Below are 14154 nucleotides of genomic sequence, written 5' to 3'. Positions count from 1 at the left end.
TAAATTTAAAGAGAGCTGTTTTCAGCAAATAAACGCGTAGTCAACCAAGAGAGCCAGGAAACCCATGTCGAGTCATCTGAAAATTTTGCCGCGCACGATCGCCCAGCTGGTGGCGGCCGGCGCCTTCTCCGCCACCTTCGCCGCCGGCGCGCTGGCCCAGCAGCAGCCGAGCGATCCGCAAGCCGATGGCCTGGGCGCCAACGGCCCCGTGCAGCGCGTCGAGGTCACCGGTTCCTACATCCGGCGCGCCGACGCCGAGACGACCAGCCCGGTGCAGGTCATCAGCACCAAGGAATTGAAGAATTCCGGCTACACCTCGGTCGCCGAAGTGCTGCAGCACATCACCGCCAACGGCGCCGGTACCTTGAGCCAGAATTTCACCGGCGGTTTCGCCGGTGGCGCCAGCGGCATTTCGCTGCGCGGCTTGAACGACAACGCGACCCTGGTGCTGATCGACGGTCACCGCATGACGTCGTATCCGCTGGCGGACGATGGCTCGCGCTCGTTTGTCGACATTTCCAACATCCCTTTCGATTCGATCGAGCGCATCGAGATCCTGAAGGACGGCGCTTCGGCCCTGTATGGTTCGGATGCGATGGCGGGCGTGGTCAACGTGATCCTGAAGAAAAACCTCACCGGCACGATGTTGTCGGCCGAGGGCGGCCGCGCCACCGAAGGCGGCGGCAAGACCCAGCACTTCAGCGTGACGCACGGCATGGGCGACCTCGATGCCGACGGCTACAACGCCTACGTCAGTGCCGAATACCGCCACCAGGATCCGATCTTCTACACCCAGCGCCAGGGGCGCGGCATCTGGCAGCAGCTCGACATGTCGCCTTTCGGCGGCAACAACAGCATGCCCGGGATGATCACGCCGCAAAACACGGCGCCGAACACGCTCTCGCCCTACCTGGTCAACCCGAACGTGACGCGCGTGCCGGGCGCCGACAACAGCGCGGCTTTCGCCTTCCTGCCGGGCACCGCCTGCGCCAGCTATGCCCAGCTGGCGGGCGGCGGCTGCGCCTTCACCAATCCGAACAAGGTGATCCAGCCGCGCACCGAGAACATCAACCTGCTCGCCAGCTACACGCGCAAGCTGGGCGGCGACTGGCAAGCCAACCTGAAGGCCTCGATGTTCGAGAGCCGCGCGACGCTGCCGCAGGATCCGACCTATTACCCATCGTCGTATGCCAACCAGCTGGAGATGTTGCCGGGTATCGCGCCGCACTACATCGCCGGCTCGGCGATTCCAGCGATCCGCGTACCGGCCAACTACCCCGGCAATCCATTCGGCGTGCCGGCCATGCTGCGAGGCGCCATCCCGGGCGCGCCCGAGCATGACGTCATTACCGATTCGAAAGCCTATCGCCTGGTGGCCGATTTCACCGGCAGCCTGGGCGCTTGGGACCTCGATTTGTCGTTCGGCTATACCCGCGACAACCTGGAGCGCAAGGCGCCCGGCAGCCTGAACGTGCCGGCGCTGAACGCCGCCCTGAACCGCAGCGGCACGCCGTTCTCTCTCACCAGCCCGAGCGCGGCCGACCTGGCGTCCATCACCACGACCCCGTCCTCGTTCGACACGTCCGAACTCGACTTCGCCGAAGGCCATGCGACCCGTTCGCTGGCCAAGCTGGCCGGTGGCGATCTGCAGGTCAGCGCCGGCGGCCAGATCTTCCATACCAAGCTGTCGGCGCCGTCCATGCCGAATGCCGATGGCATCACCAGCGGCGCCTACGCGTTCGGCTCCGACACGGTCAGCTCGGTGTTCGCGGAATTTAGCGCACCGGTGCTCAAGAGCCTCGAACTCGACGGCGCCGTGCGCTATGACCACTACAAATTGGCCGGCAACTCGACCACGCCGAAGGTGGCCTTCAAGTTCACGCCCAACGAAGTGATCGCCTTGCGCGGCACCCTCGCCAAGGGCTTCCGCGCGCCGGGTCCGGCCGAGAACGGCAACTCGGCCAGCAGCGGCGGCGTGGGCAACGCCGCCGATCCGATCCTGTGCCCGGGCGGCTACCGGCCGGATGGCCGCTATCCGGTCGGCACCGTGATCGCATCGTGCAACGCGTCACTGATCGGCCTGACGACGACCAACCCCGACCTGAAGCCGGAGCACTCGGTGTCCGCGACGCTGGGCGTGATCCTGGAACCGGTGCGCGGCTGGAGCACGACGCTCGACCTGTACCAGATCACGGTCAACGACCAGATCGTCGGCGGGCCGTTGTCGGGCACGCCGGTGCGCCTGGCGCCGGCCCCCGGCGATTGCGCGGACGGCAACGGCGGCACCGTCACCTGCACGCCGGCGATCGGTCGCATCGCCTACTATCCGGCGACGCCGATCAACGCCAACAGCACCCGCACCCGCGGCCTGGAACTCGACACCCGCTACCGCTGGAACCTGGGCAGCTACGGCCGCTTGCGGACCGAATTGCAGTACACCCACGCGTTCAGCTACGTGATGACGATCGCGGGACAGGCGTATGAGCTGGCGGGCGGCCACGGCCCGGCGGGCATCGGCGCCGACACCGCCAATCCAAAGGATCGCGCGCAGCTGGAATTCGAATGGGAACGCGGCGCGCTGGACGTCGCCACCACGCTGCACTGGACCAAAGGCTACGATCTGACCGACCCGACCAGCGGCCAGCTGACCTGCGCCGACGGCGGCACGATGAATGGCGTCTTCCCGAGCGGGAATACGCCGGACCAGTTCTGCCGCGTCCACGGTTTCCTGGAGACCGACCTGACCGTGAACTACAAGGTCGATCCGAAGTGGACCCTGCACGCATCGGTCACCAACCTGTTCAACCAGCAGCCGCCGGTGGACGTCAGCACCTACGGCAGCGGCTATCCGTACAACCTGTCGCTGCATTCGGCGGGCGCGGTCGGCCGTTTCTTCAACGTCGGTGCGAATTACCGGTTCTGAGCCGGATCGCGGACGAAAAAAACGCCGGGCTGTCCCGGCGTTTTTTATTCACCCAGCCGGTTCATTCGGCCAGTTTATTCAGCCAGCTGCGCGCGCACCCGCGCGATGGCCTGGCGCACCTGGTTCGGCGCGGTGCCGCCCACGTGGTCGCGCGCGGCAACGGAGCCTTCCAGCGTCAGCACGGCGAACACGTCGTCGTCGATCAGCGCCGAGAATTCCTGCAGGCGTTCGAGCGGCATCTCGGACAAATCGCAGCCGGCGACGTCGCAGGCGCGCACCGCGTGCGCCACGGCCTCGTGGGCATCGCGGAACGGCAGGCCCTTCTTGACCAGGTAGTCGGCCAGGTCGGTCGCGGTGGCGTAGCCCTGCAGCGCGGCGGCGCGCATGTTCTCGGCCTTGACGCTGATGCCGGCCGCCATGTCGGTAAAGATGCGCAGGGTGTCCAGCACGGTGTCGACGGTGTCGAACAGCGGTTCCTTGTCTTCCTGGTTGTCCTTGTTGTAGGCCAGCGGCTGGCCCTTCATCAGCGTGAGCAGGCCCATCAGGTGGCCGTAGACGCGGCCGGTCTTGCCGCGCGCCAGCTCGGGCACGTCCGGGTTTTTCTTCTGCGGCATGATCGACGAGCCGGTGCAGAAGCGGTCGGCGATGTCGATGAAGCCGACACGCGGGCTCATCCACGTCACCAGCTCTTCCGACATGCGCGAGATGTGCATCATCAAGACCGATGCGGCTGCCGTGAACTCGATCGCGAAGTCGCGGTCCGACACAGCATCGAGCGAGTTGTGGCTGACGTCCTCGAAGCCCAGGGTCTTGGCCACGCGCAGGCGGTCGATCGGAAAGGTGGTGCCGGCGAGGGCGGCGGCGCCCAGCGGCAGGCGGTTCACGCGGCGGCGCGTGTCCGCCATGCGCTCGGCGTCGCGGCCGAACATCTCGACATAGGCCAGCAGGTGGTGGCCGAAGGTCACCGGCTGCGCCACCTGCAGGTGCGTGAAGCCCGGCATGATGGTATCGAAGTGCTGCTCGGCCAGATCGGTCAGGGCGCCACGCAGCCCCTTCAGCAAGGCCAGCACGTCGTCGATGGCGGCGCGCATGTACAGGCGGATGTCGGTCGCCACCTGGTCGTTGCGGGAACGGCCCGTGTGCAGGCGCTTGCCGGCATCGCCCACCAGTTCGGTCAGGCGCTTCTCGATGTTCAGGTGCACGTCTTCCAGGTCGAGCAGCCACTCGAACTGTCCGGCTTCGATCTCGCCGCGGATCTGGGCCATGCCGCGTTCGATGTCGGCGCGGTCCTGGTCACTGATGATGCCCTGCGCGGCCAGCATCTCGGCGTGCGCCAGCGAGCCCTGGATGTCGAACAGCGCCAGGCGCTTGTCGAAGAACACGGAGGCGGTGTAGCGCTTGACGAGATCGGAAACGGGTTCGGTGAAGCGGGCCGACCAGGCTTCGGCTTTTTTGGACAGTTGTGCGGTCATGATGAAGGAGGGGGTGAGAGTGCTCGGATTTCCTGATTATAAACTGTGCACCCAGGCTCGGACGACCGTGCGGTGGTCAGCATGGTTCGCACGATTGGCGGAATCGTCCTGATCACGGCGATCGGCGCTAGAATTGGCTTTTTTACCAGATTTAACGATTTGGCCTGTCCATGATTCCAACAACCAACGACTCGAGTTTCCGCGTGAGTACCGACCGCACCAAGCTCGACGTCCCGATGATCTACCGCTTCCTGAGTGAGAGTTCGACCTGGGCCGTAGGCATTACGCGTCCCGTGGTCGAGCGCGCGATCGAAAGCTCGCTGTGCTTCGGCGGCTATATCGACGGGCGCCAGATCGCCTACGCGCGCGTGGTCACCGACTATGCCACCACGGCCCACCTGTGCGACGTGTTCGTGCTGCCCGAATACCGCGGCCACGGCTATGCCAAGCAATTGATCCGCGTGGTGATGGAGCATCCGAGCCTGCAGGGCCTGCGCCGCTTCACCCTCAATACCAGCGATGCGCACAGCCTGTACGAGCGGTTCGGCTTCACGCCGCTGCAGCGTCCGGACATGGCGATGGAACTCGTCTTGCCGAATATCTATCTCTCCTGACTCAGCTCTCCTGATTCGCCTCAACACGGCGCCGCTCCTCTACAATCAGGCTAACGAGGTCGGTGTCGCCTCAAACGTGGGAGAGGAGTCCATGATCCGGTTTGCTTTCCGTGCCGCCCTTGCGCTGTCAATATTGCTTTGGACCTCTTTAGCGATGGAAGCAGCAAATGCAGCCGACAACAGTCAAACCAAGGGAACGCTGGTCATCATCGGCGGCAACCTGCGGCCTGCCAACGCGCCGGTATGGGAGCGCATCATCCAGCTGGCCGGCGGCAAAGGCGCACGCATCGCCGTGTTCCCGTCGGCCGCCGGCTTTCCTGAAAAAGACGGCAAGAACCTGGTGCGCCGCCTCAACGCTTACGGCGCGCAAGCCTTTTTCGTGCCGGTCGCCGTCAAATTGTCCGGTAGCGACTACCGGGTTGCGGCCGACGACCCCAAGCTGGCCGACCTGGTGCGCTCGGCCAACGGCGCCTTCTTCGCCGGCGGCGACCAGAGCCGCATCACGCACGCGCTGCGCCACGATGACGGCAGCAACACCCGCGTGCTCGACGCCTTGTGGGACATGTACCGGCGCGGCGGCGTGATCGCCGGGTCGAGCGCCGGCGCCGCCATCATGAGCAGCACGATGTTCGGCCGCCCGCGCGCGGTGCTGGCCACGCTCAAGCTGGGTGTGGAAGAGGGCAAGGAAATCACCGACGGCCTGGGCTTCATCGGCGACGACGTTTTTGTGGACCAGCACCTGTTGGTGCGCGGCCGCTTCGCGCGCATGCTGCCGGCGATGCTGAAAAAGGGCTACAAGCTGGGCCTGGGCATCGACGAGGACACGGCGATGGTCGTGCTGCCCAACCGCGACGTCGAAGTGGTCGGCTACAAGGGTGCGCTGGTGCTCGACCTGGTCAACGCCACCGTGCACGAAGGCGCCTTCAACGTCAGCGGCGTGCGCGTCAGCTACCTCGACAACGGCGACCGCTGGAACATCGCCACCCACGAGTTCACGCCCTCCGAAGACAAGGCCGACGGCAAGCTCGACCCCTCGCGGCCCTACTACCGCGAACCCCTGTTCTCCGCCGACATCCTCGGCAACAGTACGGTGGTCGATTTGATGAGCAAGCTGATCGACAGCGACCAGCCGGAAGCCATCGGCATCACGCTCGGCAGCCCGAACGGCGTGCAGCCGGATCTCGGCTTCGAGTTCCGGTTCACGCGCACGGGGGACAGCGTGGGCTACCAGTCGGCGTCGACCGATGCGTATTCGATCGTGAATCTGCGCCTGGATATCCGCCCGATTCTGATCCGGCGGCCGCTGTACCAGTACAAGCAGTAAGCACGCCGGCGCCTGCGCGGCTCACGGGCGCCAGCGGCTGGCGAGCTGGATGCCTGGACCGTGGCGGTCTGCGAGCGCGATCAAACCCTTGGCGATGACCAGCACGATCACGATGCCGATACTGTCCCCGCTGATCATCACCCCGAGGCCATGCCAATCCACGACGCCGGTCTCCACCCACATGAACGCGTGATGGGAAATCGGACTCATGACTCCGCACAGCACGCTGGTGAACAGCAGCCGCGGCATGGTCAATCCCTGGAGGCGCGGCCCCAGGTTGAACCAATGTTTGGCAAACAGATAGGCAAGATAAGGCCCGAGCGCGCCCGCCACGGCGCCGCTCCATGCACGGGCATCGGTGTGAAAATCGAAATGCTGGAAGTTGAGGTAAAAGCCGGCCAGCAGCAGGCCTTCGAAGCCGGCAAATCCGAACAGCAGCGTCGCCAGCAGCCGGATCCCGGCCGGCATGAATACCCAATTGATGCCACTGCTGTGTTCAAACTGGATGAACAAAAGCTCGTTGAAGCGGTTTAGCGCGAGGAAAACCAGCATCGTGACGGCGATGTCGCCGAGGTGCCTGGCGGCTTTGCTTGTCCAGTCGGTCATCGGCGCTCGAGATTACGTTGATTGCACTTCAAGGTCAGCTTGCTCCGCTTGCCATCTCGGAAAACGTGGAACAGATCATGGAGCCGGGTCTTTCACGACCTTATATTTGGCAAAATTTTTCCAGCTCCCATCCGATTGCATCGCATCCAGCACAAAGGTCCAATAAGCACCATCGGGATGAAAGGTGAACGTATCGCGCAACTGCCCATCTTCGTAGGGGAAGGTGAAAACCAGGGTATTTTTATCGATGTAACCGGTTCCATGAGGAATCGAGCTCTTGGCCCCGAAGCTGTCCAGCCAGTGCACGATGACGGTTTTCGATGCTTTATCATAAGCAATAGAGACGTTGGCAGCATACTTTGCAGGCACTTGAACGTCCTGCATCCGCAGTTCTGTGAATGCCCCCAATAAAGTCGGGTTGGCCTGCATGGAATAGGTGACGGCCCTGCCTCGAACATCTCCGAACATCGTCCACTTGCCGTCCAGTTTTTCCAGCAAATCCGGACGGACGGCTTGGTTCTGTGCGTGTGTGCTACCAGCGCAAGACAACAACAAGGAATATGAAACGGCTTTTGTCAGCTTCATGTAAAAGGGAGTCATCTCTTCTTTGCGGTTATCGAGTTAGTCAGGTAAGCGAGTGACGGCTCCCGGTCGATCGCGGACTAAACCTGCGTCTGTATCTGGCCCATTCGGAATCTATTCGATCCTGCGTACTACCTGCATTCCCCCACATTCTCCCTGAGCACCTTGAACTGCGCAGCCAGCATCGGCGGATTCGGATCGTGTCCCGCGCGCGGCACCAGCACATATGCCTTGCGCGGCGCTTCGATGCTGTCGAAATAAGGCCTGGTCGACGCCGGCATCGTCAGCAGATCCTGCGCGCCCTGCAGCATGTACACCGGCATGCCGAACTCCGGGCCCAGTTTGTAGAAATCGAGACGCGAAGCGATGCCGTCGCCTTTCCAGCCGACGAACTGCAGCCAGGAATAATCCTCGCCGGCCGTGTAATTGGTCTCGTATTGGGCGCTCGTGTAGCGCGCCGACGATGGCGTCATCCAGGATTTCGGAATCGGATCGGTACTCGTCGCTTCGTACTTGCGCAGCACGCGGCGCAGGATGCCCGGGTTGCGGGGATTGGTCCACGGCGGCGGGCCGAGCGCGTCGAGCTTGGCGATCGAATCGTGGTCGCCGGCTGCGCGCGCCAGCGCCATCGCCGCCTCGTAGCTGGGGCGCTGCATCGCCGCTTCCGAGACGATCTGCGAGGTGCCGACGTAGGCGCAGAACGACGCCGGGCTGGCCTTGACCATGAACACGCTCAACGCCGAGCCCCACGAGCTGCCCATCAGGATCACCTGGCGCCGCTGGAAGCGTTTCATGGCCCAGTGCGCGACCTCGATGCCGTCGTCGCGCAGCTGTTCGATGCGCAGTGGCACGTCATCGGTCAACTTGTTGCGTGCAAACGTCAGGCCCGAGCCGCGCTGGTCCCATTGGACGATGGTGTAGTCGCGCTCCCATTCCTTGTACATGTGGTCGGTGTACGGCGTTTCCGGATTGCCGGGGCCGCCGTGCACATGCAGGATCACCGGGTTACTGCAGCTGTCGCCCTTGACCTGCACCCATTGCTCGATGCCGCCGATGGTGACGTAGCCTTCCTCGTCGATGCGCTGGCCAGCCGTGGTGCAGGCCGCGCTCGACAGGTGCGGCGCGTCGTCGCCGGCAGTCTGGGCGTGCGGCGCGAATGCGGCCACGGTCAAACTCAAGCTGGCAAGTGCAATCAGCCGCAGCGGCATGCGATTCTCCATGGGTAGCGATGGAGCATCGTATTGCCGCTGTGAATATAAAGTCAATGCGGGATGGATAAGCGTCTCGACGCCACGATCACCGGGCAGGGGCCTCGGGCTGATCAAGCTTCGGCGCCGCCGGACTACAATGTGCTACTCAAATGACTTTGCAAGGAATGCAATGCGCCGATTCCTGTCCAGGCTTTCCGCCGTAACGCTGACGCTGACGCTGCTCGCCACCGGCGCCGCGGCGGCCGCATCGCAGCCGACAAGCCCGCCCGCCACTGTCCGCCTCGACTACATCCACAGCGGCAACACCCTATCCGAGCAATACGCCATCGAGCGCGTGTTGATCGAACCCTTGCCCTGGCCGGGCGACATGTCACAGCCCTTCGACGACACCAATCGCGGCAACAACCGCGTCGAAGTGGCCGATGCCAAGACCGGCGCGCTGCTGTACTCGCGCGATTTCTCGACCGTGTTCGGCGAATGGAAGAGCACGGACGAAGCCAGTAAACTCAGCCGCGGCTTCCACGAGTCGGTGCGATTTCCCAAGCCGGACCGTCCCGTGCGCGTGCGCATCCTCAAGCGCGACGAGCGCAACCAGTTTTCGGTCGCCTGGAGCGTCGACGTCGATGCCGACGCCCAGGACGTGGTGCGCAAGCAGCCGCCGGCCCCAGCCAAGCCGATCCCGATCCATCTCGGCGGTCCGTCGCCGCAAAAGGTCGATCTGCTGATCCTGGGCGACGGCTACACGCAGGGCGACATGAAGAAGTTCGAGCAGGATGCGCGCCGGCTGACGCAACACCTGTTCGAGGTCTCGCCGTTCAAGGAGCGTGCGAACGATTTCAATGTCTGGGCGATGGCGGTGCCGAGCCAGGAATCGGGCGTTTCGCGGCCGTCGACCGGCGTGCACCACGCCTCCGCGCTGGGGGCGCGCTACGACATCTTCGGCAGCGAACGTTACGTGCTGACGCTGGACAACCGCGCGCTGCGCGACATCGCCCAGTATGCGCCCTACGAATTCATCGAGATCCTGGTCAACAACGACACCTACGGCGGCGGCGGCATCTTCGGCCAGTTCAGCACGGCCGCGGCGAGCAACGAATGGGCCAACTACCTGTTCGTGCACGAGTTCGGCCATCACTTCGCCGGCCTGGCCGACGAGTACTACACCTCGCCGGTGGCGTACCAGTCGAGCGGGGCGCGGATGGAACCGTGGGAGCCGAACGTGACCGCGCTGCGCGACCCCGAACACCTGAAGTGGAAGCGCCACGTGCAGGCCAGCACGCCGCTGCCGACGCCCTGGCCCAAAGCCGAGTACGAAGCCTATTCGCGCGCATACCAGCAAAAGCGCGCGGCCTTGCGAGCGGCCAACCGGCCGGAGTCGGAGATGAACGCGCTGTTCCGCGACGACCTCGCGCGCACGCGCGAGCTGTTCGCCGGCGCGCGCTACCGCACGGCGATCGGCGCGTTCGAGGGCGCCAACTACGAGGCCAGCGGCTACTACCGGCCGGCAATGCAGTGCATCATGTTCGACCGCAGCGAGCAGTTCTGCCAGGTCTGCCGCGACGGCATCAGCGAGATCATCGACCTGTACGCTCGCCCAGCCGGAAAGAAATAGTTACATCGCAACACGGTGCCTGGGTGCGGTGCCGAACAGATGCACCCGGGCGGCCCTCCTATTCTCGTTTCACTATCAAAACAGCATAGAAAGCGAGAACATCATGAACCATCACAAGACCCTCATCGCCCTGACCAGCCTGCTGATCGCCGGCTCGGCCTTCGCCCAGACCCAGGAAACGGCCAAGCCGCAACACGAGTCGCAGCGTCACAGCTCGGCCAACTCGCCCGCCATCGGCCAAGCCGTGTCGGGCAACAACTCGACCGCAGCGGGCACCTCGGGCACCGGCCTGCGCACCGACGGCACGGCCAACACCGGCTCGGCCCATACCGGCCAGGCGCTGGAAGCGGCCGGCGTCAACAGCAAAGGCCAAGTCACCGGCAAGAGCACCACGGTCATCGGCAGCAAGGGCGACAACGTCAATGCCCAGGCCACCAACACGACTTCGCCGAACAACAGCGATCCGAGCCCGGCTGCCAGCGGCGGACGCGGCAAGGCCGGCACCAAGGCCGAGAAGGAAGTCATGAAGGCCAATGCCCGCTCGGTGCACGAAGTGCCGGGCGACCGCATGAAGACCGATGCTTCGGTCGAGGCATCGCAGAAGAAGCACGCCAAGTCGAAAGCCAAGGGCGATCAGAAGGCTGCGCAGGCCAAGAGCGGCTCTTGAAATGTCTGGTAACAACTTAGTGCCCAGTGGAATGCACTGCGTGCGATGGCGAACAGAGCTCAGCCATACAAAGGAATATTCTGAACTCGTCGGTTAATAAAAAAGAACGGCGCCTGGCGCCACCCCACCATAACGATAGGAGTACCACATCATGAAAAAACTTCTCGCTACCCTGATCGCCGGCCTGTTCGCTACCTCGGTCTACGCACAGAACACCACCACCATGCCGGCCAACGCCCCGATGGGCTCGACCTCCGCCGACATGAAGGCGCAGGACAAGATGGACAAGGCCAACCAGAAGGAAGCCAAGGAAGTCGCCAAGGCTGACGACAAGATCAACAAGGCCGAGTCGAAAGCTTCGGAGAAGAAGTCCAAGGCCCAGGCCAAGCACGACAAGAAAGTCGCTGACGCCAACGAGAAAGTCGCCAAGGCCGACGCCGACGACAAAACCAAGGCCAGCGCCAAGGCCGAAGAGAAGATCGCCAAGGCCGACATGAAGGAACAGAAGACCGACATCGCCGCCGACGAAAAGGCGCAGAAGAAGGTCGTGGCCGCCAACGCCGACAAGGCCAAGGCACACGCCAAGTCGACCGAGAAGAAAGCCGAAGCCGTCGCCGACGCGCACAAGGCTGACGCCAAGTAATCGCTAGCTGGCCTCGCGCGCATGCGCGAGGCGCTCGGCTGAAAAAACATCGCCCCGGTGCAAGCCGGGGTCCACCTTGAGTGAGCGATGCCGCTCATCTCAGCGTGGACCCCGGCCTGCCCGGGGCGACCTTTTTGTATGACCGTCTGAGCGGCGCCGTTTAAGCGCTGTCGCCCGTGGTGCGCATCGCCAGCTCGCGCGCCTTGAGCTTGGCGCTCAGGGGCTTGCCCTTCTTGGCGCGCTTGCCGAAGTGCGGCTCGAGGCCGACGCCGAACAGCTCGACGGTGCGCGGCTTGTCGCCGGCCCAGGTGCCGACCACGTTGACGCCGCGCTGGCTGATCGGCTGCGCCGCCAGCAGCGTTTCCTTCGGCTCCAGCTCCATCAGCGTGACGCCGCGGCCGCCGTTGGTCAGCACCTTCATTTCGTCGATGCCGAACACCAGTACGCGCCCCTTTTCCGACAGGCAGGCGACGGCGCCGGCGGAGTCGGGCACCACGCGCGGCGCCAGCGGGATCGCGCCGTCGTCCAGCGTGACGAAGGACTTGCCGCCCTTCAGGCGCGTGACCATGTCGCCGGCCTTGGCGATGAAGCCGAAGCCGCTGGTGGTGGCCAGCAGCAGGCGCGTGTCGGCGTTGCCGGCGAAGTAGTACAGGATGCGTCCGCCGCCCGACAGGTCGACCAGGGTCGTGATCGGCACGCCGTCGCCGCGTGCCCCGGGCAGGGCCGCCACCGGGACGGAATAGGCCTTGCCGTTGTCGCCGATGCACAGCAGCGTGTCGACCGTGCGGCACTCGAACACGGCGCCGAGCGAATCGCCGGCCTTGAACGTGAACTGGGCCGGGTCGTGGCCGATGCCGGTACGCGCGCGCACCCAGCCTTTTTCCGAAACGATGACGGTGACCGGTTCGTCGACGACGCGCTGCTCGGCCACGGCCTTCTGCGCTTCCTCGATCAGGGTGCGGCGGTCGTCGCCGTACTGCTTGGCATCAAGCTCGATCTCGCGGATCACCAGGCGCTTCATCGACGACGGATTGGCCAGGATGTCTTCCAGCTTTTCCTTTTCGCCGCGCAGCTCGGCCAGCTCCTGCTGGATCTTGATCGCTTCCAGGCGCGCCAGCTGGCGCAGGCGGATCTCGAGGATGTCTTCGGCCTGGCGCTCGGACAGGCGGAAACGCTCGATCAGCGCCGCCTTCGGATCGTCCGAATTGCGGATGATGGCGATGACTTCGTCGATGTTGAGCAGGACGGTCTCGCGGCCTTCCAGGATGTGGATGCGGTCGTTGACCTTGCCCAGCCTGAACTCGGTGCGGCGCTTGACGGTGGTGAAGCGGTAGTCGATCCACTCCTGCAGGATTTCGCCCAGGCCCTTCTGGCGCGGACGGCCGTCGCCGCCGATCATCACCAGGTTGATCGGCGCCGAGGTCTCCAGCGACGTGTGCGCCAGCAGCATCAGCATGAACTCGGCCTGGTCCTGGTTCTTGGACTTCGGCTCGAACACCAGGCGCACCGGGGCCTCGCGGCCGGATTCGTCGCGCACGGTGTCGAGCGCGCCCAGGATGCTCTGCTTGAGCGTGAGCTGCTCGGGCAGCAGCGCCTTCTTGCCGACCTTGACCTTCGGGTTGGTCAGCTCTTCGATCTCTTCCAGCACGCGCTGGGCCGAGCAGCCCGGCGGCAGTTCGGTGACGACCGCCTGCCACTGGCCGCGCGCCAGTTCTTCGATCTTCCAGCGCGCACGCACCTTCAGCGAACCGCGCCCGGAGGCGTAGATGTCGGCGATGTTGGTGGCCGGGGTGATGATCTGGCCGCCGCCAGGGTAGTCCGGGCCCAGTACCATCGTCATCAGCTCGGCGTGGGTGATCTTCGGATTGCGGATCATCGCGACCGCCGCGGCGGCCACTTCGCGCAGGTTGTGCGACGGGACTTCGGTGGCCATGCCGACCGCGATGCCCGACGCCCCGTTCAGCAGCAGCATCGGCAGGCGCGCGGGCAGGGTGCGCGGCTCCTCGACCGAACCGTCGTAGTTCGGCTGGAAGTCGACCGTGCCCATGTCGATCTCGTCGAGCAGCAGGCGGGAAATCGGCGTCAGGCGCGCTTCGGTGTAGCGCATCGCCGCCGCGCCGTCGCCGTCGCGCGAGCCGAAGTTGCCCTGGCCGTCGATCAGCGGGTAGCGCAGCGAAAAGTCCTGGGCCATGCGCACCAGCGCGTCGTAGACCGACTGGTCGCCGTGCGGGTGCAGTTTACCGAGCACGTCGCCGACCACGGCCGCCGATTTGCGCGGCTTGGCAGTCGGGCCCAGGCCCAGTTCGTGCATCGCGTACAGGATGCGGCGCTGGACCGGCTTCTGGCCGTCGGCCACGTCCGGCAGCGCGCGGCCTTTCACGACCGAGACCGCGTAGTCGAGGTAGGCGCGTTCGGCGAAGGTGGACAGGGTGAGCGTCTCGCCGGCGTCGCCGGCGGGCTCGTTTTGTTGTTCGAAGAGGTTCGCTTGCGTCATGGTTCA

11 protein-coding genes are annotated in these 14154 nt (G+C 64.6%); 6 read left to right on the top strand and 5 right to left on the bottom strand.

Going from position 1 to position 14154, the window contains the following annotated elements; all coding sequences use genetic code 11:
• Positions 1 to 64: 64 nt before the first annotated feature.
• Complete coding sequence (locus tag FA90_RS15620) at positions 65 to 2923, top strand: TonB-dependent siderophore receptor (protein ID WP_036170187.1); 2859 nt, start codon at positions 65 to 67, stop codon at positions 2921 to 2923.
• Positions 2924 to 2997: 74 nt separating this feature from the next.
• Here FA90_RS15620 and argH read toward each other — a convergent pair whose 3' ends face one another.
• The gene (argH, locus tag FA90_RS15615; RefSeq protein ID WP_036170186.1) at positions 2998 to 4395 is read right to left on the bottom strand and encodes an argininosuccinate lyase; all 1398 of its coding nucleotides are present in this window, start codon (positions 4393 to 4395) and stop codon (positions 2998 to 3000) included.
• A 170-nt stretch (positions 4396 to 4565) separates the two neighbouring features.
• Between argH and FA90_RS15610 the strand changes: the two genes are divergently transcribed.
• Entirely contained in the window at positions 4566 to 5009 is a 444-nt protein-coding gene (locus FA90_RS15610) for a GNAT family N-acetyltransferase (protein ID WP_036170184.1), read from the top strand.
• Positions 5010 to 5163: 154 nt separating this feature from the next.
• The gene (locus tag FA90_RS15605) at positions 5164 to 6333 is read left to right on the top strand and encodes a cyanophycinase (RefSeq protein ID WP_239700764.1); all 1170 of its coding nucleotides are present in this window, start codon (positions 5164 to 5166) and stop codon (positions 6331 to 6333) included.
• 21 nt (positions 6334 to 6354) lie between these two features.
• Here FA90_RS15605 and FA90_RS15600 read toward each other — a convergent pair whose 3' ends face one another.
• The 3 genes from FA90_RS15600 to FA90_RS15590 form a co-directional block, all read right to left on the bottom strand.
• Entirely contained in the window at positions 6355 to 6939 is a 585-nt protein-coding gene (locus FA90_RS15600; RefSeq protein ID WP_051971840.1) for a hypothetical protein, read from the bottom strand.
• Between the two features lie 75 nt (positions 6940 to 7014).
• Entirely contained in the window at positions 7015 to 7524 is a 510-nt protein-coding gene (locus FA90_RS15595; RefSeq protein WP_051971839.1) for a DUF1579 family protein, read from the bottom strand.
• 128 nt (positions 7525 to 7652) lie between these two features.
• Positions 7653 to 8729, bottom strand: a complete 1077-nt coding sequence (locus FA90_RS15590; protein ID WP_081934105.1) for an alpha/beta fold hydrolase — start codon at positions 8727 to 8729, stop codon at positions 7653 to 7655.
• 172 nt (positions 8730 to 8901) lie between these two features.
• Here FA90_RS15590 and FA90_RS15585 point away from each other — a divergent pair, with 172 nt between their 5' ends.
• The 3 genes from FA90_RS15585 (at position 8902) to FA90_RS15575 (ending at position 11654) form a co-directional block, all read left to right on the top strand.
• Entirely contained in the window at positions 8902 to 10344 is a 1443-nt protein-coding gene (locus tag FA90_RS15585) for an IgA Peptidase M64 (protein ID WP_036170179.1), read from the top strand.
• Between the two features lie 103 nt (positions 10345 to 10447).
• The gene (locus FA90_RS15580; protein ID WP_036170177.1) at positions 10448 to 11011 is read left to right on the top strand and encodes a hypothetical protein; all 564 of its coding nucleotides are present in this window, start codon (positions 10448 to 10450) and stop codon (positions 11009 to 11011) included.
• A gap of 151 nt (positions 11012 to 11162) precedes the next feature.
• A complete protein-coding gene (locus FA90_RS15575) occupies positions 11163 to 11654 on the top strand; it encodes a hypothetical protein (RefSeq protein ID WP_036170174.1) in 492 nt (163 codons plus the stop codon).
• 160 nt (positions 11655 to 11814) lie between these two features.
• Here the strand turns inward: FA90_RS15575 and parC are convergent, their stop codons facing one another.
• Positions 11815 to 14148: a DNA topoisomerase IV subunit A gene (gene parC, locus FA90_RS15570; RefSeq protein WP_036170172.1), complete on the bottom strand. Its 2334-nt coding sequence runs from the start codon at positions 14146 to 14148 to the stop codon at positions 11815 to 11817.
• Positions 14149 to 14154: the final 6 nt, after the last annotated feature.

The sequence above is a fragment of the Massilia sp. 9096 genome, from assembly GCF_000745265.1.
Taxonomy (GTDB): Bacteria; Pseudomonadota; Gammaproteobacteria; order Burkholderiales; family Burkholderiaceae_D; genus Telluria.
Note: the sequence above shows the minus strand (reverse complement) of the source record. Positions and strands in the feature narration are given on the sequence as shown.